General features: G+C 46.8%; 20 protein-coding genes. 6 read left to right on the plus strand and 14 right to left on the minus strand.

Going from position 1 to position 19,314, the window contains the following annotated elements; translation table 11 throughout:
• Positions 1-134: 134 nt before the first annotated feature.
• Positions 135-1,523, plus strand: a complete 1,389-nt coding sequence (locus CAG68_RS07135; RefSeq protein WP_005379335.1) for a uracil-xanthine permease family protein — start codon at positions 135-137, stop codon at positions 1,521-1,523.
• Between the two features lie 71 nt (positions 1,524-1,594).
• On the opposite strand, the gene envZ is transcribed toward CAG68_RS07135, so the two are convergent.
• The 5 genes from envZ to CAG68_RS07160 form a co-directional block, all read right to left on the minus strand.
• Positions 1,595-2,887, minus strand: coding sequence for a two-component system sensor histidine kinase EnvZ (gene envZ, locus CAG68_RS07140; protein ID WP_017820700.1), 1,293 nt, complete (start codon positions 2,885-2,887; stop codon positions 1,595-1,597).
• 102 nt (positions 2,888-2,989) lie between these two features.
• On the minus strand, positions 2,990-3,709 hold the full coding sequence (gene ompR / locus CAG68_RS07145) for an osmolarity response regulator transcription factor OmpR (protein WP_005379333.1): 720 nt from the start codon (positions 3,707-3,709) through the stop codon (positions 2,990-2,992).
• A 129-nt stretch (positions 3,710-3,838) separates the two neighbouring features.
• Positions 3,839-4,234 carry a DUF1090 domain-containing protein gene (locus tag CAG68_RS07150; protein ID WP_017635004.1) on the minus strand — a complete coding sequence of 132 codons (396 nt, stop codon included), beginning with the start codon at positions 4,232-4,234 and terminating at the stop codon, positions 3,839-3,841.
• 105 nt (positions 4,235-4,339) lie between these two features.
• Positions 4,340-4,831 carry a transcription elongation factor GreB gene (greB, locus tag CAG68_RS07155; protein WP_005379321.1) on the minus strand — a complete coding sequence of 164 codons (492 nt, stop codon included), beginning with the start codon at positions 4,829-4,831 and terminating at the stop codon, positions 4,340-4,342.
• Between the two features lie 117 nt (positions 4,832-4,948).
• Positions 4,949-6,829, minus strand: a complete 1,881-nt coding sequence (locus CAG68_RS07160; protein ID WP_202599881.1) for an ATP-dependent zinc protease family protein — start codon at positions 6,827-6,829, stop codon at positions 4,949-4,951.
• 229 nt (positions 6,830-7,058) lie between these two features.
• Here CAG68_RS07160 and CAG68_RS07165 point away from each other — a divergent pair, with 229 nt between their 5' ends.
• Complete coding sequence (locus CAG68_RS07165; RefSeq protein ID WP_005379317.1) at positions 7,059-9,380, plus strand: Tex family protein; 2,322 nt, start codon at positions 7,059-7,061, stop codon at positions 9,378-9,380.
• A gap of 104 nt (positions 9,381-9,484) precedes the next feature.
• Here the strand turns inward: CAG68_RS07165 and CAG68_RS07170 are convergent, their stop codons facing one another.
• On the minus strand, positions 9,485-9,949 hold the full coding sequence (locus tag CAG68_RS07170; RefSeq protein ID WP_005379316.1) for a hypothetical protein: 465 nt from the start codon (positions 9,947-9,949) through the stop codon (positions 9,485-9,487).
• 124 nt (positions 9,950-10,073) lie between these two features.
• Positions 10,074-10,841, minus strand: coding sequence for a pimeloyl-ACP methyl ester esterase BioH (gene bioH, locus CAG68_RS07175; RefSeq protein ID WP_005384724.1), 768 nt, complete (start codon positions 10,839-10,841; stop codon positions 10,074-10,076).
• Between the two features lie 84 nt (positions 10,842-10,925).
• On the opposite strand from bioH, the gene CAG68_RS07180 reads away from it, so the two are divergent.
• The 4 genes from CAG68_RS07180 (at position 10,926) to cysQ (ending at position 13,951) form a co-directional block, all read left to right on the plus strand.
• A complete protein-coding gene (locus tag CAG68_RS07180; protein WP_054729114.1) occupies positions 10,926-11,651 on the plus strand; it encodes an amidophosphoribosyltransferase in 726 nt (241 codons plus the stop codon).
• A 97-nt stretch (positions 11,652-11,748) separates the two neighbouring features.
• Complete coding sequence (gene nfuA / locus CAG68_RS07185; protein WP_005379313.1) at positions 11,749-12,333, plus strand: Fe-S biogenesis protein NfuA; 585 nt, start codon at positions 11,749-11,751, stop codon at positions 12,331-12,333.
• A 176-nt stretch (positions 12,334-12,509) separates the two neighbouring features.
• Positions 12,510-13,079 carry an ADP compounds hydrolase NudE gene (gene nudE / locus CAG68_RS07190; RefSeq protein ID WP_005379309.1) on the plus strand — a complete coding sequence of 190 codons (570 nt, stop codon included), beginning with the start codon at positions 12,510-12,512 and terminating at the stop codon, positions 13,077-13,079.
• A 44-nt stretch (positions 13,080-13,123) separates the two neighbouring features.
• Complete coding sequence (gene cysQ / locus CAG68_RS07195; protein WP_005379308.1) at positions 13,124-13,951, plus strand: 3'(2'),5'-bisphosphate nucleotidase CysQ; 828 nt, start codon at positions 13,124-13,126, stop codon at positions 13,949-13,951.
• Positions 13,952-14,243: 292 nt separating this feature from the next.
• Here cysQ and CAG68_RS07200 read toward each other — a convergent pair whose 3' ends face one another.
• The 7 genes from CAG68_RS07200 to CAG68_RS07230 all read right to left on the minus strand — a co-directional run.
• Positions 14,244-15,005 (minus strand): type II secretion system protein N, encoded by a 762-nt coding sequence (locus CAG68_RS07200; protein WP_086046433.1) that lies wholly within the window; start codon positions 15,003-15,005, stop codon positions 14,244-14,246.
• A 1-nt stretch (position 15,006) separates the two neighbouring features.
• Positions 15,007-15,498: a type II secretion system protein M gene (locus tag CAG68_RS07205; protein ID WP_005383002.1), complete on the minus strand. Its 492-nt coding sequence runs from the start codon at positions 15,496-15,498 to the stop codon at positions 15,007-15,009.
• 7 nt (positions 15,499-15,505) lie between these two features.
• Positions 15,506-16,708 (minus strand): type II secretion system protein GspL, encoded by a 1,203-nt coding sequence (gene gspL, locus CAG68_RS07210; RefSeq protein WP_161440967.1) that lies wholly within the window; start codon positions 16,706-16,708, stop codon positions 15,506-15,508.
• Positions 16,677-17,687: a type II secretion system minor pseudopilin GspK gene (gene gspK, locus CAG68_RS07215; RefSeq protein ID WP_005379302.1), complete on the minus strand. Its 1,011-nt coding sequence runs from the start codon at positions 17,685-17,687 to the stop codon at positions 16,677-16,679. The genes gspL and gspK overlap by 32 nt, the downstream gene beginning before the upstream one ends.
• Positions 17,680-18,357 (minus strand): type II secretion system minor pseudopilin GspJ, encoded by a 678-nt coding sequence (gene gspJ, locus CAG68_RS07220; protein ID WP_054729112.1) that lies wholly within the window; start codon positions 18,355-18,357, stop codon positions 17,680-17,682. The genes gspK and gspJ overlap by 8 nt, the downstream gene beginning before the upstream one ends.
• A complete protein-coding gene (gene gspI / locus CAG68_RS07225; RefSeq protein WP_005379300.1) occupies positions 18,344-18,733 on the minus strand; it encodes a type II secretion system minor pseudopilin GspI in 390 nt (129 codons plus the stop codon). Before gspI ends, gspJ begins: the two co-directional genes overlap by 14 nt.
• Positions 18,720-19,314, minus strand: a 595-nt coding sequence (locus tag CAG68_RS07230) for a prepilin-type N-terminal cleavage/methylation domain-containing protein (RefSeq protein ID WP_161440968.1), incomplete at its 5' end; no start/stop codon positions are given. The genes gspI and CAG68_RS07230, both read right to left, overlap by 14 nt.

Genomic DNA, 19,314 nt, shown 5'->3' on the forward strand with positions numbered 1-19,314 from the left:
TTAAGTGTGTTAGATCACACTCCACCAACCTGAGTTGACTCTGATTAACAGCAATCACAGGTAACGACGTCAACTCCACCCTGCTCTCCCATTCAGCGAGAACTAGGGAAATATTGCGACTAGCGAGACAAACAATGACAACTTCAAACCGATCTTCGGAACTGGTCTATCAACTCAACGATCGACCACCTTTGCCTCAAACCATTTTTGCCGCACTTCAGCACTTATTGGCGATGTTCGTCGCGGTTATCACTCCGTCACTGATCATCTGTCAGTCTTTGGGTGTACCAGCAGACCAAACGAATACCATCATCAGCATGTCTTTGTTTGCGTCAGGCGTGTCTTCGTTTATTCAAATTCGCACCGTTGGCCCAATTGGCTCTGGTTTGCTCTCTGTTCAAGGCACCAGCTTTAACTTTTTAGGTCCTATTATTGGTGCAGGCCTATCGCTGAAAGCCGGTGGAGCAGACATCAGTACCATGATGGCTGCCATTTTTGGTACGATTTTAGTCGCATCATTTGCAGAAATTTTTCTATCTCGCGTGTTGGAGCATGCCCGCCGAATCATCACTCCGCTTGTTTCAGGCATCGTCGTCACTCTTATCGGTCTCACACTGATTCAAGTCGGCTTAGTATCAATGGGCGGTGGCTACGCAGCATTAAATGAAGGAACCTTCGGCAGCTTAGACAAACTTGCTCTGGCTGGGACGGTACTTGGATTAATTGTGATTTTAAACCGCTCGAAAAACCCATACATCCGTGTGGCTTCAATCGTGATTGCGATGCTAGTGGGCTACATCATGGCGTATTTTATGGGGATGGTAGATACTTCTCAGCTAGGCGCAACCGAGATCGTAGCACTGCCCGTACCAATGCAATATGGCTTATCGTTTGACTGGTCTCTGTTCATTCCGCTGGTACTGATTTTCTTTATTACCGCACTAGAAGCCATCGGTGATATTACCGCAACATCTGAAGTGTCTGGTGAGCCAGTAAAAGGCCCAGTGTACATGAAACGCATTAAGGGCGGTGTGTTAGCAGACGGCTTAAACTCTGCAATCGCAGCCGTTTTCAACAGCTTCCCGAACTCAACGTTTAGCCAGAATAACGGCATCATCATGCTAACAGGAGTCGCGAGCCGCTACGTTGGTTACTTTATTTCTGGCATGTTAGTGATTCTTGGCTTGTTTCCTGGCGTCGCTAGCTTTGTTCAGCTGATTCCTGAGCCAGTACTTGGCGGCGCAACGATTGTCATGTTTGGTACGATTGCTGCCGCTGGTGTGCGTATTATCTCTCGTGTTGAGCTCGATCGCCGCGCAATTCTGATCATGGCCTTATCCTTCTCAATGGGACTTGGTATCGCACAAAAACCAGAGATCCTGCAATTTATGCCAGAATTTATTAAGAGTATTTTCTCAACTGGTGTTGCAGCAGGTGGCATCACAGCGATCATTTTAAATCTACTTCTGCCAGAGAAACTGGAAGACGAAGATGAACTTCCTCAGGAAGTGAAAGAGTCTTAAGATTATTGAGAATAAGAAAAGCCCAACCTATTTAGGTTGGGCTTTTTGTTTAAAGGGTGCAGGCCATCGACTTACTTGGTAGGAAAGCTGATTTGAGCGATTAAACCGCCTTCACTGCGATTACGCATCACCACAGAGCCTGAATGTTGGCTGATTATACGCTTCACAATCGCCAACCCTAGCCCAGTGCCTTCACTACCGCGAGCGGTGTCACCACGCGTAAAGGGCTCAAATAACCTCGCGATTTGAGAATGCTCGATACCCGGTCCGTTGTCCTCTACTGAAATCCACACTAGCTGCTTATCTGCTGTCACACCAGTGCTGATTTTGACCCAGCCATTACCATAACGTAGCGCATTCACAACTAAATTACTGATCGCCCGCTTAATCGCAATCGCGCTTCCTTTGGCTGGTGGCAAGTTAAGATTAAGATCTGTTTCAATTTCAACCTCATAGCCACCTTCAGAACTGGCAACGTCACTGGCAATCGTACTGATATCAACCGCTTCAAACGATTCTTGGTTCACCGGTTTGAGATAATCCATAAACTGACTGATGATCTCATTACATTCTTCCGTATCGCTAATGATCCCCTCCGCAAGATAGCTGTCCTCAGGAGACATCATTTCTGTCGCTAGGCGAATACGCGTCAGAGGCGTTCGTAAGTCATGGCTAATCCCCGCCATTAATAAGGCTCGGTCTTCTTCTAGCTCTTGAATACCTTTCGACATTTGATTAAAGGCTCGAGTTACAGAGCGAATCTCCGATGCGCCTTTCTCTGCTAAGGGGGGCGGGATCTCACCTCGACCGACGTCTTTCGCGGCTCTCTCTAAAGCCAAAAGTGGACGGTTTTGCAAACGAATAAACAACCAACCACCAGCAATGATCAGCAGCGCCATAATCAAACTGTTACGAAACAGCGGTGCAAAATCTTCTTCTTGCAGCTCAGATAACGGAATACGAATGATGGAGTTCGGCAACTTTTCGATGTGCATCCACAAAATGTAACTTTCATCGCCAAGCAATAAGCGTACTTCTGTAGGCGAACCCAGCTCTTGGCTCATTTCTTCAGACATCAAATCAATCGACATTGCGTGATGAAATTCAATCGCCTTATCGCTGTCAAGGCTGTGAACCGTCACCCCTAATCTTTCTAATAATTGACGCCTTAACGGTGCATCAGACTTTAAAGGTCCTTCATCATCAAGCACCAAATTGAGCTCATGGGCGAGAATTTTATTGAACTGCTGCAAACTCGGCATCAACGCGTAGTTAAAAACGGCGTAGTAAGAGAAAACTTGGCTCGCGAGAAGCAAAGAGATGAACAGCAGAATAGATTGTGTCAGTGAACTTCGGATGCGCATGGAACGTTCCTAGTGGTCCTAATCGCGAAATTTCAGCCTTCAAAGGGAAGGTAATGAAGGCTGAAGTTGCTATAGCCAAGTGCTGGCTATGGAGTGAAGAGGTTACACCTCTTTGCCGTCTGGGACGAAAACATAACCTAGGCCCCATACGGTTTGAATGTAGCGCGGCTTGCTCGGATCGTCTTCTAACATGCGACGTAAACGTGAGATTTGTACGTCAATAGAGCGTTCCATTGCAGAATATTCACGGCCACGCGCCATGTTCATCAATTTATCTCGTGACATTGGCTCACGCGCATTCATCACGAGCGCCTTTAGGACAGCAAACTCTCCAGAGGTGAGTGGCATTGCCTCGTCACCGCGGAACATCTCGCGAGTGCCTAGATTGAGTCGGAACTCCCCGAACTCCACCACTTTTTCTTCCGTGCTTGGTGCACCCGGCAACTCTACAGTTTGGCGGCGTAATACTGCCTTGATGCGAGCCAACAATTCGCGTGGGTTAAACGGTTTTGGCAAATAATCATCCGCCCCTACCTCAAGACCTACGATGCGGTCCACTTCATCACCTTTCGCGGTGAGCATTAAGATTGGCAACATATTGTTCGCGTGGCGTAGACGACGACAAATTGACAAACCGTCTTCACCTGGCAACATTAGGTCCAGCACCATTAAGTGAAAGTTTTCGCGCGTTAGTAGGCGATCCATCTGTTCGCCATTGGCGACACTTCGTACCTGAAAACCTTGCTCAGAAAGGTAACGCTCCAATAGAGCACGTAAACGAGCATCGTCATCAACCACTAAAATTTTATGATTTTCTTGCATTGAAACATCCTTTCAGAAGCGTCTATTGTCGAAAATGTATCACTGTTTTTCCTAACGTGCTCAAGCAAATTGTTACTCTTTTTATCTTAAGCGCTTTATTCTCTCTCTAGCAGGTATTTTCAGCACCTACTATTGACCATAATTCCATTCCAGTTCACGTTTGGCCTCAAGCAGCTCTTGCTGTGCCTCAGCCAGCTTGTGACGTTTTTTCTCAATTTTGTCTGCTTTACCTGAATGCTGAGCTTCGACTAATTCTTCCTCTCGCTCCTCAACTTCTTTAGTCTTTTCTTCCACTTCTGCTTGCAGCTCTTGGCGCAGCTCACCTTCCGAGCATTCATTCTGGATAGCGGAAAGTGCTTGCTCCAAGCCTTTAATGCGATGCTCATTACCTTGCGCTTTTGCATACTCAAGCTGCTGCTCTACCGCTAACTCTTTAGCGTCACAGCCTTTCACTTCATCTTGAGCAAAAACTGAAAGTGAGAATCCTATTGTTAGTGCAGCACTACACATGACTGCTTTGTTCATTTTACTTCTCCGAGAAAGGCACCATGCCTTTATACCAAATATTCTGACGTTGAGACCCAAGTCACTTCTAGTGAACTTCATGAGACTTGAATCAGTGATAAAGCCTCAGTCTTCCGAGGCCGGTTGAGTGTATTCAATTGAGTTGATGAACCACTCTTTTTCACCTTCTGGGGTGCGTACCGTGAACTCTTCATCCACTTGTTTTTTCAACATCGCTCGCGCCATAGGTGAATCGATAGAGATGTAGTCTTTCGCATCGCCATAAATCTCTTCAGGCCCGACAATACGAAACTTTTTCACTTCTCCTGCCTCATTTTCTATTTCCACCCATGCACCAAAAAAGACTTTGCCTTCTTGTTGCGGAGAATAGTCAACGATCGTGACTTCTGGCAGGAATTTACGAAGGAAGCGGACACGACGGTCGATCTGACGGAGTAAACGTTTATTGAAGGTGTAATCCGCATTTTCTGAGCGATCGCCCAGGCTCGCCGCCCAAGTAACGATCTTGGTGATTTCCGGGCGCTTTTCATTCCAAAGGTAATCATGCTCTTGTTTGAGTTTGTTGTAACCTTCTCGTGTAATCAGCTTAGTTTTCAAATTAACTCCTATCTCAACTAAAAAATGCTGCTCTTTGGCAGCATTAAGGAGATGATATACCCAAAGATCCAATGTTGTTCAGGCTTTGGGTATCAAGGTGATAAGGCGGCCAGAGTGTTACTTTTCGTAATCCGGTTTTTGCGTCACGATGTAATTCGTATCACTCGAAACAACCGCGCCATGTTTTAGGAAGTTTTTACCTAAAATCATGCTGTAATGGAAGCGACCTCGGTCCTGTAAGTTGACTCGGATCTTCTTCTCTAATTCGCCAAGCTTAACATGCATTTCAACCACAGGGCGTACGTTCGCTTTCTCACCTTTCTTCGCTTTAATACGCATGACATCAACAACAGGCTTGGTAAACGCCTGTTTCATGCCAAGATCGTTCTCATAGGTAAAGCTCACCATGTCTTTGCCGTCTTTCTTAAACTGCTTGATGTTCTTAGCATTGATTGAGCTTACATCTGCACCCGTGTCTAACTTCACAGGGAAAGACATCCCCTCAACTTCCGCCACTTCGATATGGCCAGCTTTGAAAAGTGGCCTTGCATCTAGTAGATGGTCTGCGCGAGTGTTCAGCAACACACCACCCTTGGCTATGTCATGACCAAAGACGAAAAAAGGTTGAGTGTCACCCTCATCAAGCACATCGAGCGCAAACTTCATTGATGTGTCTTTTCTACCGAGAAGAAAGTCTCCTTCGACAACAGGGCGAACCGCGCTGCCAACCTTGAGCTTTTTCAACACTGGTTTGGTGATTTTTTCTTCTTTCCCCTCATCGTTCATTAAATAAAACGTGACGGATTCATCCTTACCTTTTTCTGTTACTTCAAACCCATTTACACGCAGTAATGGCGTTTTCACAGTAAAAGTGGGGTAAGCAGGGACGGTATAACCATCAATGGTGACCTGTTCTTCTGGTGAAACGACAAGAGGTTTTGATTTGAGTGCGCTTTTGAACGTTTTTTCTACGCCACCCAGTAGATTTTCTCTGTCCGTATCAATAACAAAGTGCTGACTCGCGACGTCCCGACCTAAGCGAATTTGCGAACTGAACTTACTGCGATCACGCAGATACACCAACCAACGTTGAGTTTCATTTTCGCCGACTTTGACGGGTAAATAGACTAAAGGGCGCTCGCTTTTGGTCGTTTTCAGCATTCGTACCAAGGGTAATGTCATTGGATGACGCTTGCCATTCTCGCCCTCTAACATAAAAGAGACTTCGTTATGCTTTTTGTCTACCTTGATGTCCAGTGCATGGACGTTGGTATAACGGCTAGAAGTTGAGATGCTGATCTTATATGGCACACCTTCGACTTCAACCGTCTCTTTTTTGCCAATCATTTTTGCGCTTGGCTGTTCTTGAAGATAATCATAACCAGCGAAGACCCATGCGTTATCATCGAGATAGGTTTTACCAATCAAGATAGGAGAAGAGAATTGCGTACGCTTGGTCAGGTTCACTTCCGTATCAACGGTGTGACCAGCGATTGTCATCGGCATTTTTATTGTCGGGCGTAGGATGGGCTTTTTGCTTGTTCGACTGCGAATCGCGCTCACTCTTTCCAGATCATCGGTAATCTGTATTTCCTTCCCTGTATAAGGGTGAGGAACCGTAAAGCTAACCTTTACTTGATATTGCTTAAAGCTGTCGGCGTCCCACTTTGCCTTCGTACCACCTAAGTCATCGACAATTGCCCAAAGTAACTCGTTATCTTTCAAATCTTGGTAATCTGGGTGTGAGCTACTGACATGGATATTCTCCGCATGCATCGATGTCGTATCTGCACCAGTATCAATCTTGCCAACAAATGGCACCGCTTTTAGTTCCGGAATGTCACTGTAGTAGACGCTCTCCACACGCCCTAGTACCAATTTGTTATCGAGCTGATAAACGGGAGCTTGTGTGGTTCCTGAGATAGATTGCGCCCAACTAAGCGGGGCGGCAAGTAAGGCACTCGTAAGCGCGAACGCCAAAGACATTTTTTTCATCATGATTATCCGTATAAGCCGAGGTACATTTAGTGATATCAACAACCGTGGAATTAGGTTAGTCGATAACTGCGGATATAAGTTCTCAATTTAATTACAGTTTTGACATAAATCTGACTGATGTCCACCAGCGCCCGGTAAATTTTTGCCTCGTTAATTTAAAACATTGCAAATTCTTCGAACGACCCCAATGTTCTATACAACCAAAACCGAATTAAAAGAGAAAACACGGATGAGCCAAGCTATCTGTCGCATGATTGCTCAAGAACTGAATGTTCGCCCAGAGCAAGTCAACGCCGCTGTCACCCTAATTGATGATGGCAACACCGTCCCTTTTATTGCACGTTACCGCAAAGAGGTAACGGGGGGCCTTGATGATACCCAGCTGCGTACTTTGGACAGCCGTCTGTCTTACCTTCGTGAAATGGATGATCGCCGTCAAACCATCCTCAAATCAATCCAAGAGCAAGGCAAACTGACGCCAGAGCTAGAACAAGAGATCGCGCAGGCAGACAGCAAAACTCGTCTTGAAGACTTATACCTACCTTACAAACCCAAGCGTCGTACGAAAGGTCAGATCGCGATTGAGGCTGGTCTTGAGCCGCTCGCAGATCAGCTTTGGAATCACCCACAAACCGAGCCAGAAAGCGAAGCAAGCAAATACCTTGATGCAGACAAAGGCATCGCAGACACCAAAGCTGCATTGGATGGCGCTCGCGCGATCATCATGGAGCGCATCGCAGAAGACGCAAACTTACTGGAAAAAATTCGCAACCACTTAAATCGCAATGCGGAACTGGTCTCACGAGTCGTTGAAGGCAAAGAGCAAGAAGGCGAGAAGTTTAAAGATTACTTCAACCACAACGAGCCCCTAAGCAAAGTGCCATCGCACCGAGCACTGGCGATGTTGCGTGGCCGTAACGAAGGCTTCCTGACATTGGCGATGAACGCTGATCCAGAACAGGAAGAAGGCGCTCGTCAGTCTTACTGCGAAACGATTATCGCCGACCATTATGGCGTAACGCTAAGCAGCGCACCTGCGGATACCTGGCGTAAGCAAGTGATCAGCTGGGCATGGCGCATCAAAGTATCGATGCACATGGAAACCGAGCTAATGGGCGCAATGAAAGAGCGCGCTGAAATCGAAGCGATTGAAGTATTCGCCACTAACCTAAAAGACTTGTTGATGGCAGCACCGGCTGGCCCTCGTGCAACACTTGGTCTCGATCCGGGTCTGCGTACAGGTTCAAAAATCGCGGTTGTCGACTCAACAGGTAAAGTGCTTGCAACCGAAACCATCTACCCTCACCCACCACAAAAACAATACGACAAGTCAGCACAAATCGTTGAGCAGTTGGTGCGTAAGTACAACGTGGATTTGATTGCGATTGGTAACGGTACGGCTTCACGTGAAACCGACAGCTTTGTCGCAGACGTCATCAAACGTGGCAACCTGAAAGTTCAGAAGATCATAGTAAGTGAAGCGGGGGCTTCGGTTTACTCAGCGTCTGAGCTTGCAGCAAAAGAGTTCCCGAATATGGACGTATCACTGCGTGGTGCAGTGTCGATTGCACGTCGTTTGCAAGATCCATTGGCTGAACTCGTGAAAATTGATCCGAAATCTATTGGTGTGGGTCAATACCAGCACGATGTAAGCCAATCTATGTTGGCAAAACGCCTAGATGCGATTGTGGAAGACTGTGTAAATGCGGTTGGTGTTGATGTGAACACCGCTTCTGCCGCACTATTAACACGCGTAGCAGGCTTATCAAGCACCATCGCGCAGAACATTGTCGACTTCCGCGATGAAAACGGTCGCTTTGAAGCACGTACAACCTTGAAGAAAGTACCTCGTTTAGGTCCTAAGGCGTTCGAGCAGTGTGCGGGCTTCCTACGAATCATGGATGGTAAGAACCCACTTGATGCGTCTGCGGTTCACCCAGAAGCGTACCCGGTGGTCAAAGCAATTTCTGAGAAGAACAACAAAGACATCAAAGCACTGATTGGTGATTCAAGCTTCCTTAAAGGTCTGCATGCGGTCGATTACACCGACGATAACTTCGGCGTTCCAACCATTACAGACATCATCAAAGAGTTAGACAAGCCGGGTCGTGACCCACGTCCAGAATTCAAAACGGCGACCTTTGCAGAAGGTGTAAACTCGGTATCTGACTTGGAACCGGGCATGATTCTAGAAGGTGTGGTATCAAACGTAGCCAACTTCGGTGCCTTCGTTGATATTGGCGTTCACCAAGATGGTCTCGTACACATCTCTGCACTGACAGATCGTTACGTGTCTGACCCACGTGAAGTGGTGAAAGCGGGCGACATCGTCAAAGTGAAAGTGATGGAAGTTGACGTGCAGCGTAAACGTATTGGTCTATCGATGCGTATGAACGACGAACCGGGTCAAGACAACCGTAGCCAACGCTCATCAGCAGCGCCGCGTCGTAATGACCAACCGCAGCGTCGTCAGCCTCGCCGTGATGATTCGTCATCGAACAGCGCGATGGGCGGTGCATTTGCTGCAGCGTTTGCTAAAGCGAAAAAGTAATCTTACCTAGGCTTCACCGCTAACGAGCTTTCATAACTAAAAAGAAAACGCTCCAATCAGTCAACCTGCTTGGAGCGTTTTTGTTTGAGTAGGATATTGAGTCGTCATAATACTGCTATCACTTCTGACGGGGTATGGGGAGCGACTGCATGACCATAATGAAACTTGATCACCTTCCTGCGCTTTTCCATTAATCCTTCATTGATCGCAGCATCCAAAATGCGCTTTGGTAAGCGAAAGCGGATCGCGTAGCCTTTCCCCTGGTCTTCACTATACGATTTGAGCGCAAGCAAACTAAAAAGCCGTTCTAGTGTATCTTCCGGCTCTTCTTGATAACGCGTGTCGACTTCCGTTTCCATATCATAATCAGGATGCTCTGAAGGATCCCAAGAAGACTGACGTCGGCGCTTGTCATCACCTTTTACTTTTCGCTCTGCATTGGTTTTGGCCAATGCGACCGTTGGCGTTACAGGCTCTCGGACTTTATTGTCGCGAGCTGCTTGTTCCGTCTGCACATTCACGGATGGGGCGATCAGTGGCACACTTACGTTGGTCGGTGACACAATCATTGCGAACCCTCCTCAGAGTCGCCCAACTCGTCAATATGGCTTAGCTTTATTGGCTAATAAAACCTCACCAGCCTTTATATCGACCACTTTTTAAACAACTTGAGGTATTTCCGTTCGCACTTGCTCAATCGTGAGCAAACTCTCGGATTTGAACACAAAATTCGTCATGTTCGGTGATAAAAGGCGCATGAGAGGACTGATTAAAAACAAACTGCTGGGTATGAGGCAACTGTTCACTCAAATCGTTAGCTACTTTAATTGGCACCAACCCATCTAAACGGCCATAAAGACGCAACATTGGAACAGAAAGAGACGTCAACGCATCGCGCAGATCCACATCAGCAAGGATGTTTAGCCCAACCAACAGCGATTCAGGGTTTGGCTGAGGGCGCGATAGTACCGCTTGCTTGAGCTGTTTAACATCTTTACGCGCTGATGGGCTGCCCATCGCTTGCAACGCCATAAAGCGCTCAATGGTCAGTGAGAAATCTTCTAGCAACTGAGAGGTGAACGCACTCAGTACATTCGGTTGAATGCCGCGCCACGGTTTTTCTGCGGCAAATTTTGGTGAGCTGGCAACCGTAATCAACTTAGCCACGCGCTCGGGCATATTTAACGCCACATGCGTCGCCACTAAACCTCCGAGGGACCAACCAAGCCAAATCGCTTTCTCTGGCGCACCTTGCACCACCAGGTTAGCAATATGGTCTAAATCTTCAGCATGAGATTCGGCGCTATGTCCGTACCCCGGAAGGTCAACCACATGAACTCGGAAATAAGGTTGAAGAGACTCGACTGTCTGCTGCCATACCGCACCATTCATGCCCCAACCATGAAGTAACACCAAATCTGGTCCCTGACCAAATGACTGCCAGTGTAATTTCGTGCTCATGCTCTCAATCTCTCCCACTTATTTTATTCCCTACGGCTTCAGCCAAGCGTTAGGCTGAGTAAAATATCACCATGAATAAACGCTATGTTATCTCATCACTGGCAAAACATCATGCATCGCGTATTGAGCAGTCAATGCGGCCTGTGTCGGTTCCCTATTCAAACACCAAGCCACACAAATACTCTGCGCTGGTGCGAGCACTGTTTAAAATACCTAACTCCGGTAAAACGATGTCAACGCTGCGGTTTATCATTACAGAAAGAAGAAATGAGTACGGATAGTATTTGTGGTGAATGTCTTTCAAAGCCACCGCCATGGCAAAGGCTATACACGTTAGGCGATTACGACTTTCCCCTTTCACGGGAAGTACAACGCTTTAAAGATCACGGAGAGTCTTGGCATGTAAAAGCATTAACCGAGCAACTGGCACAGCGCATCACCACGCCAGCTCCAATCATTACCAGTGTGCCATTGCACTGGCAGCGTTACCTGCGCCGGGGTTTTAATCAAAGTGATGTTTTAGCCCGACACCTCGCCAAGCAATTGCAGACTAATTTTGATGCGAAGGTCTTTCGTCGAGTAAAGCTCGCCCAATCACAGCGTGGTAATACCAAAACAAGCCGTGAACAAAACTTAAAAGGCGCGTTTATTCTCAATAAGCGCCCTCACTCTTCCCATGTTGCCATCGTCGATGATGTAGTCACCACAGGCAGTACCGTCCGACAATTATGTCATTTACTACTTGAAGTTGGCGTAGAAAGCATCGATATTTACTGCATCTGCAGAACACCTGCTCCTCGTTCTCTCTAGATCGCTTCGCCATGCCTTAGCATCAAAAAGACTAGACCCATACGTCAACAAGAGTAGAATAGCAGCAGTAACCTACAAATTTACTCGGGTATTCGTCGTGTCAAATATTACTATTACAGAAACTGCGCAAACGCATTTCGCTAACCTTTTAGGTCAACAACCTGAAGGCACTAACATTCGTATTTTCGTTGTGAACCCAGGTACACAAAACGCTGAGTGTGGCGTGTCTTACTGTCCACCAGAAGCAGTAGAATCGACCGACACTGAACTCTCTTACAGCGGTTTTTCAGCTTACGTTGATGAGCTAAGCCTGCCATTCCTTGAAGACGCTGAAATCGATTTTGTTACCGATAAAATGGGCTCTCAGTTAACGCTAAAAGCACCTAACGCTAAAATGCGTAAAGTTGCGGACGACGCACCACTGGTTGAGCGCGTTGAGTACGTTATCCAAACTCAAGTGAACCCACAACTTGCTGGCCACGGTGGTCACGTAAACTTGGTTGAGATCACTGAAGACGGTGTTGCGATTGTTGCATTTGGTGGCGGTTGTAATGGCTGTTCTATGGTTGACGTAACACTAAAAGAAGGCATCGAGAAAGAGCTGCTAAACCAGTTCATTGGTGAACTAACCGCAGTTCGTGATGCTACAGAACATGACCGTGGTGATCACTCTTACTACTAAGAGTAAACACTGTCAGAAAATGGGAGGCTTCGGTCTCCCATTTTTGTATCGATACTGAGGTGATGCTGAGATGCTTAGCTCGACTCGTAAAATCCGCTAGAAACTCAGGCGGAGTTCTCATATATTAAGAATCTTACGCATCTCGTAAACGCCAACGACACCAAGGAGCCAGCGTCATGCCGAAACGAACCCCACCAGAGATACTCTCATGCCAGACGGTTGCAAAATCCAAACTGTTTGCTGTGGAAGCGCTCGACCTTCGTTTTTCCAATGGTGAGCATCGTACTTATGAGCGTATGAAGCCAAGTGGACGAGATGCTGTAATGGTAGTCCCTGTAACAGAACAAGGCGATTTATTACTGGTGCGTGAATACGCCGCTGGAACTGAACGTTACGAGCTAGGTTTCCCAAAAGGGCTGATTGACCCAGGAGAAACACCACACCAAGCTGCGGATCGTGAGTTAAAAGAAGAAATCGGCTTTGGCTGTAATCAGTTAACCCCGTTGAAACAAGTTATCCTCGCGCCATCTTACTTTTCGAGCAAAATGACTCTATTTTTAGGACAGGCGCTTTATCCAGAGAAGCAAGAAGGCGATGAGCCTGAACCACTGGAAATTGTGCGTTGGCCACTTGCGCAAGCCGAAGAGTTATTAACTCACATGGATTTCTGTGAAGCACGAAGCATCACAGCGCTAATGTTGGCACTGAAACACTTACCAAACACCACTCACAAGCATAACCAATAACGGTCATTAGAACCGAATAACACTGTGAGTAAGGACTATCACTTATGCCAATGACAAAAGATCTATCTCACCTACTTCCTCAAGTCATCGAGATTGCCCGCAGTGCTGGGCAAATGATCCTCGAAATATATGAAAAGAAGCAATACGAGGCCTACACCAAAAGTGACGAAACTCCCGTAACAAGTGCGGATATTGCAGCTCACAAGTTCATCACTGAACGCTTGAGTGATCTGACGCCTGACATTCCCGTGTTGTCAGAAGAAGACGCAGACATAAGCTTAGAGCAACGCGCTCAGTGGGAACGTTATTGGTTAGTCGACCCTCTTGATGGTACTCAAGAATTCATCGCTCGCAGTGGTGACTTTGCCACTATTATTGCGTTGGTCGACAACAATCGACCAACCATGGGCGTCGTTTACGGCCCTGTATCTGGCGTGACTTACTACGCTTATAATGGCAAAGGCGCCTGGAAAATTCCCGACATGTCGGACAGCGTCAAAATCCATACACACAAACACGAACAGCCAGAGCAAAGCATCGCAATTGCTATTAGTCGTCGCCAAGACATCAATCGTATTACTAACCGTATGAGCAGCGCCTGGAATTACGACTTAATACCGCTCGGTTCTGCAGCATTGAAAGCATGCCTCGTCGCGGAAGGGGCGGTAGATTGCTATCTCCGACTAGGTCCAACAGGTGAGTGGGACACCGCTGCGACACAATGCATTGTTGAAGAAGCTGGCGGACGTATTCTCAGCACGCAATTAGAACCGCTGTCATATAACGAGCGGGAAACACTAGAAAACCCGAACTTTATTGTTCTTGGTGATGCGGATTTACCTTGGAATGAGATTTTACAACGCAAAGATTAAGCGCCCTATCGGTAAAATTTAGAGCACAAAATTCTAGCAATAGAAAGGCCACGAATATCTTCGTGGCCTTTTCTTTTTGCCCTTCTGTACAGCACTTGGAGTATTTGGCCTACTATGTTCCAATTGCCTGTAAAGCTGAACGAAAGAAAATAAATCAATTAAAAATCATGGTTTTAAATTTCCATTCATTCCCAATGTACAGCGAATAGAGGTTTTAGCTTACGATGATCCAAAAGCAAAAAGAGCTGCACAATAGCAGCTCTTTTAAGATATTGGATTTTGTCACGATAGGTTAGAAGCGCCCTTGGTAATTAAACTCATATTGACCTTGAGCATTCGGCTTACCCAGCCATTTCAGTTGCTCCCCCATGCTGGATGGGAACTCTGCACCAGGTTTGAACCACGCTTTGGTTGAGTACCGTTGATTAGGCATCAGTTCAGCGGAAAACGCCGCAGAGACTTGTTTGCTGCTCTGCTCACCAGTTGCCGTCAATACACTATCCTGACAGTTTATATCGGCAATCACAGGACCGAGATCTAAGCTGCCAACGGGACTTTGAATACCACTGGCATTCCATACTAAAGTGCCTTCACCGTCCTTACACCAAGGCGCAGCATAAGTCGCATGACGAATATTCAGCTCAAGCTGCCCATCAACACCAACAGGCACAGGGAGGCGCGCTTGCTCAACAACTTTTACCGCCGGAATCGAGGCAACTAAGTTTTTGGCATAAGGGCCATCACTTAAGCTATAGCCGACAGAACCGCGCCCACGAACGTCCATTTCACTACCACGACCAAAGCGCACAGCAAACTCAGCTTTACCTGTCAGTAGACTCGACCATTGGAAATCCCAATTAACTTCTCCAAGGTTCTGGCGCTGCCAACGAATACTAGAAGCTTGACCTTGCCATACCGAACCGTTGGCTCCTTGAATGTCCAGGCCTCTCACTGTTGGTGCTTGTTGTAACACCCAAGAGACTGGTAATCCCATTAAAAGACTGACTGAAAAAAAGACGATAAAGATAACAACGTAAAGTACTGCTCGCTTCACCTTAACCTCGCTTAAACTGAAGGCGGTTTACATCGATCATGCCCGCTTGCTCTGTTCGGTCGATATCTAAAAATTCGACTTCAATACCCTGTTGCTCTTTCAAGTAACGTAACCAATCCACTAGTTGATTAAACGCGAGTGGTTTGATCCACACTTGAACGCTCTCATTACGAGGTTGTACTCGAATCAACTCAACTTTATAACGACGAGCTGAAGAAGAAACCAACTGATTCAACGGTTGACTAGAGTAGCTCACACCGCTGCTTTTTCGCAGTGCAGTGATGCCATCCGCTTTATCTTGTACCCAAGCTAGCAACTGCTTTTCACTTTGAATACGTGACTGAGCTAGCTCCGCACGTTGACTCATTGGCTGTAATAAACCCCAATAAATAATACCGATAACGGCAATAGCGCCACATCCCATGACCAAACGCTGCTCACGCTGCGAGATGCTGCTCCACCAAACCTGAGCTTGAGAAATTAAATTTTTCATCATCACCTCACAAACGCTTCAAAACAAAGCTGCCAACCACAACGTTATCGCTACGGTTCAACTGACCTTGCTCAACATTAAACTTCTCTGCCAATTTCACACGAGCCTGCTCAAAAGGTTGGAAGTCTGAACTACGAGCCTGAATACGTACTTCGCCACGTTGTCCGTCGTATTTAAAGCTAGTGATCTCCAAGTCACTGACCTGACCAAGCGTCGCGGGTAATGCCGCCAACCATGACAACATTGCCTGCTGACCACTTCCACCAGATAAGCGGCGCTCTTCATCATCCATTTGTCGTTTGAGGTAACTAACGGTAGGAATGCGTCGTTTATTTGGGAACACCTGGCGGAAAATACGCTCACTCTCCTCACGATACGCTTGAGCTTGTGCTTCGTACTTATGGACCACGAGCAACTGCTGCGCAACCATAACGACGATAAGCACCCCCGCAGCAATGGTGGCTTTTTGCCAGAGCTTCCAGTATTTACCCCAAGAAGATTTCGGCTTGAAGCTCCCAGTCAGCAAATTGACTTTGCTTTCTGTCACCCCCTTCGCCAGTAAAGCCATCGTCATTTCTTCTGGTTGCGGATCCCATATTTCAGGTAACGCAGATTCCGGGACCGAGCTAAAGCAATCGAGCTTCCAACCTTCATGATTTTGTAGATAAGAAGAGAGGTAAAGGTCTAACCAAGAAGCGTCGACAACCGCGCCCTCTGTCGCAGAGTGACGAATTAGCCATTGCTCGCCAATCATTGCAGCACTGCTGTGATCTCCACGAACCGGTAACGCAAGCACATCGGGTAAAATGCGTTTAATGGCGATACCTTGGCTTGAGAAACGTTGCAGTACAGCCTGAATCCAAGCACGTTCAACTGCGCAAATCTGCGCTTTATCCGCTTGTTTACCCAACACGCTAAAGTGCAGGCCATCAACGTCCTGAGCAACTTCGTCTTCCACTAAGTACGGTAACATAGCCTCGAATTGGCGTGTTGCACCAGGTGGTATATCCACTTGCGTCAGGACTACATCATTACTCGCCAACAGCGCCACAACTTGGCGCTGACCAGCATATGAGACCAATTCATCTAAGTGTTCCCACCCGGCGATTTCACCGCTAGCAATCACTTCCTGTTGATCTGTCGACCACACCACCCAAGGAATGGTACTTTGTTGTTCGCTACTCAGCCGAACGGTCAGAAACTCGCTCACTGATCCCTCCAAAACGACGGCGAACTACGGTCACCGTTTCTCTATTTGTACTTTGCAAAAGGCTTCGGATACGTACACGTGATTCATCCACCAACACTTGTGCATCCAATTCAAAAAAGGCGCTATCCACACCCAAATAGCCTTTGGCGTTTTTCTTTACATCTTCACTTAAGCCAGCCATTTCTGACTCTGCTAAAAATTCATCAATGCTATCCCACCCATCAAATGGGCGTTTTTCAATTAGCTGAATCGCATCACTACTGCTTAAGTTTGGTGAGAACATTGCCACCAAAATCGGAGCTTGCTCAACATCAATCGTATTCACGTTTAAACGCCAGTCATCACTTGGTAATGCACAGACCAACGGCTCCAATTTTTGGAAAATTTCACCACTCACCTGATAGACAGCCCGTAACTCGGAAGCATCTGCCATCCAACCATTTGATGCCAAATAGGAAGGCTTCATCGCTTCATATGTGCTGTCTTCAACCCCAGTAGTCGAACGGACAGAGTCATCAGCATCAATGTATTCCCAAGTAGAGTCTGCAATGATTTCTGCTTGATATGGCTCGACATCCAACTCTTCTAATAGGCGCTGCAATACATTCACTAAATATGGTCTTGTAATTTGCTGACCCGTTGGTTGCACACGACTCAATACATTTAGATTAAAGCACGCTTGCTTGTCTCTAATTCGTCCCGCCGCTTGACCATAATCTAACGGATAGACTTGCTCTTTTATCGCCCACGGTTGACTCATATTAATCGTGTCGGTGTCTTTATAACTTTGTTCGATACCCACTTTTGCTAGCGCCTCGACGCCAAGGCTGTACCAGTACGCTTGCTGGTAATTGATTTGATTAGCGCCTCGCTGAAACTGCAAGAACAAACGTTCCGACATGCTGGCGGCAACCGTCGCCATAATCGCCAGCAACATCAACACTATAATCAAAGCAACACCGCGCTGACGGTTAACCATTATTGCTGTCTCCTGAACTTTCCTTTTTCTGACTCAATGTGCCATCAGGAGTGAGATAAGTGCGGGCAATTTCTCCATAGTCTTTGAGAGTGAGAACAACAGAAACCGCTTTCGGCAGCGCTTTTTCTTCAGCCCACTCTTTTTTCCATTGCTTACCATCATAAAAACGCATATCAAATGACTCGACCTGCGTTAGCAATGGAGTAACAGTGCCTTGTTGCCCAACCGGCGTATCAGGATAGTGCCACCATACTCGCTGCAGTGTTTCTTCTTTTAAGCGATAGCCAACCTTGGTTACTTCTCCACGAGGGAACTGCTGCTGAGGGTTGTGCCAACCTAAACGGGCAAACATCAGTCCTTTGGTATCGGAGTCCAACAGGTAATCGGACCAAAAAATTAGCCGGCTAGAAGGCTCTTCACCATTAGTACGCGTTTGACGCATCGCCATTTGACGAAAATCGTTATCCATCATAACCATGGCACGCTGAATTTCGTTTAAGCGTTGGGTTCGTTCTTGTGATAGCGCATTGCTACGCTGTACTTGCGATACCACTTGGTACGCTGCGACACTTAAACTGGCAAAGATGGCAATCGATACCAACACTTCAATAAGTGTAAAACCTTTTACCCTTTGGCGCGTGTTTGCGCGGGGATGATTATTGCGCCACATAGCTTCGTACCGTTAATACAGGGCTCGCGCTTTTCTCTACCGAGACGCTCACATCAAATGCTTTCAGCAATGGCTGCGTCGTGGCGACTGGCGTGACTTTCCAGAACCAAGTGCGTCCTGCCAGCTCTTCTGTGCCGTTTTTCGCTTTGAGTTCTCCGGTATTCAACATCACATTTGCCATCTGATTATCCACAACCATGGCTGCAAACATTTTTTCTTCTAGATAACTGATTGTATTAATATGCTGGCTCACAGAGCGAATGACACTGATGGCAGCGGTAGCGAAAATTGCCAGTGCGACCAATACTTCCAGTAAGGTCATGCCTCTCGTCCGGCGATGACTCAAATTTGGGCGAGCTTGCTTAAAATTGCGCATTCTCATCCTCTTTCACTTCTTCGCCCGGAGCTAATAACAAAATTTGTCCACTTTCTTTGCCAATGACTCGCCAACCGTCATTAAAGGCATCACCATTTTGCGGAAAAAAAGACAGGGTAAATGGCGTGACTTCGGCGCTGGAAAAGATAAACACTTGCGGTGGCTGAATTTTCTTTTCGTCCTCTTCTTCTGCGAACATGTCTTCATCAAAAAGAGAACCTGGTTTGAATAAGCGCTCATCATTATCCCAAGCACCACCTCCGAGCTCGAGTTGTAGCGTAATATCTTCTTCTAGCTTGGTTTTGCTCGGAATCTGCTTTAATTTCAGAGGCTGCCAACCTTCTGAGGTTAAACTCAGTAGAGCGTAGGTCGATTTGGTATCATCCACTCGAACGCCAAAATCTTTACCGCTCAGCACCGCTTCTTCATTGAGCAGCTGTAAACGCTGAAAAAAGCTTTGAGCATACTGTTTGGAAAGATCTTTTTGGCTAGTCGGTAACGTCGAGATCACGGCCACAGCCGTAAGAGATAGCAAAACCAGCACCAATAGAATTTCTATCAATGTAAAACCGTTATGTTTT

Origin of the sequence: Vibrio sp. V42_P2S4T144 (assembly GCF_009904715.1) — a bacterium.
In the GTDB taxonomy this organism is placed as follows: Bacteria; Pseudomonadota; Gammaproteobacteria; order Enterobacterales; family Vibrionaceae; genus Vibrio; species Vibrio alginolyticus.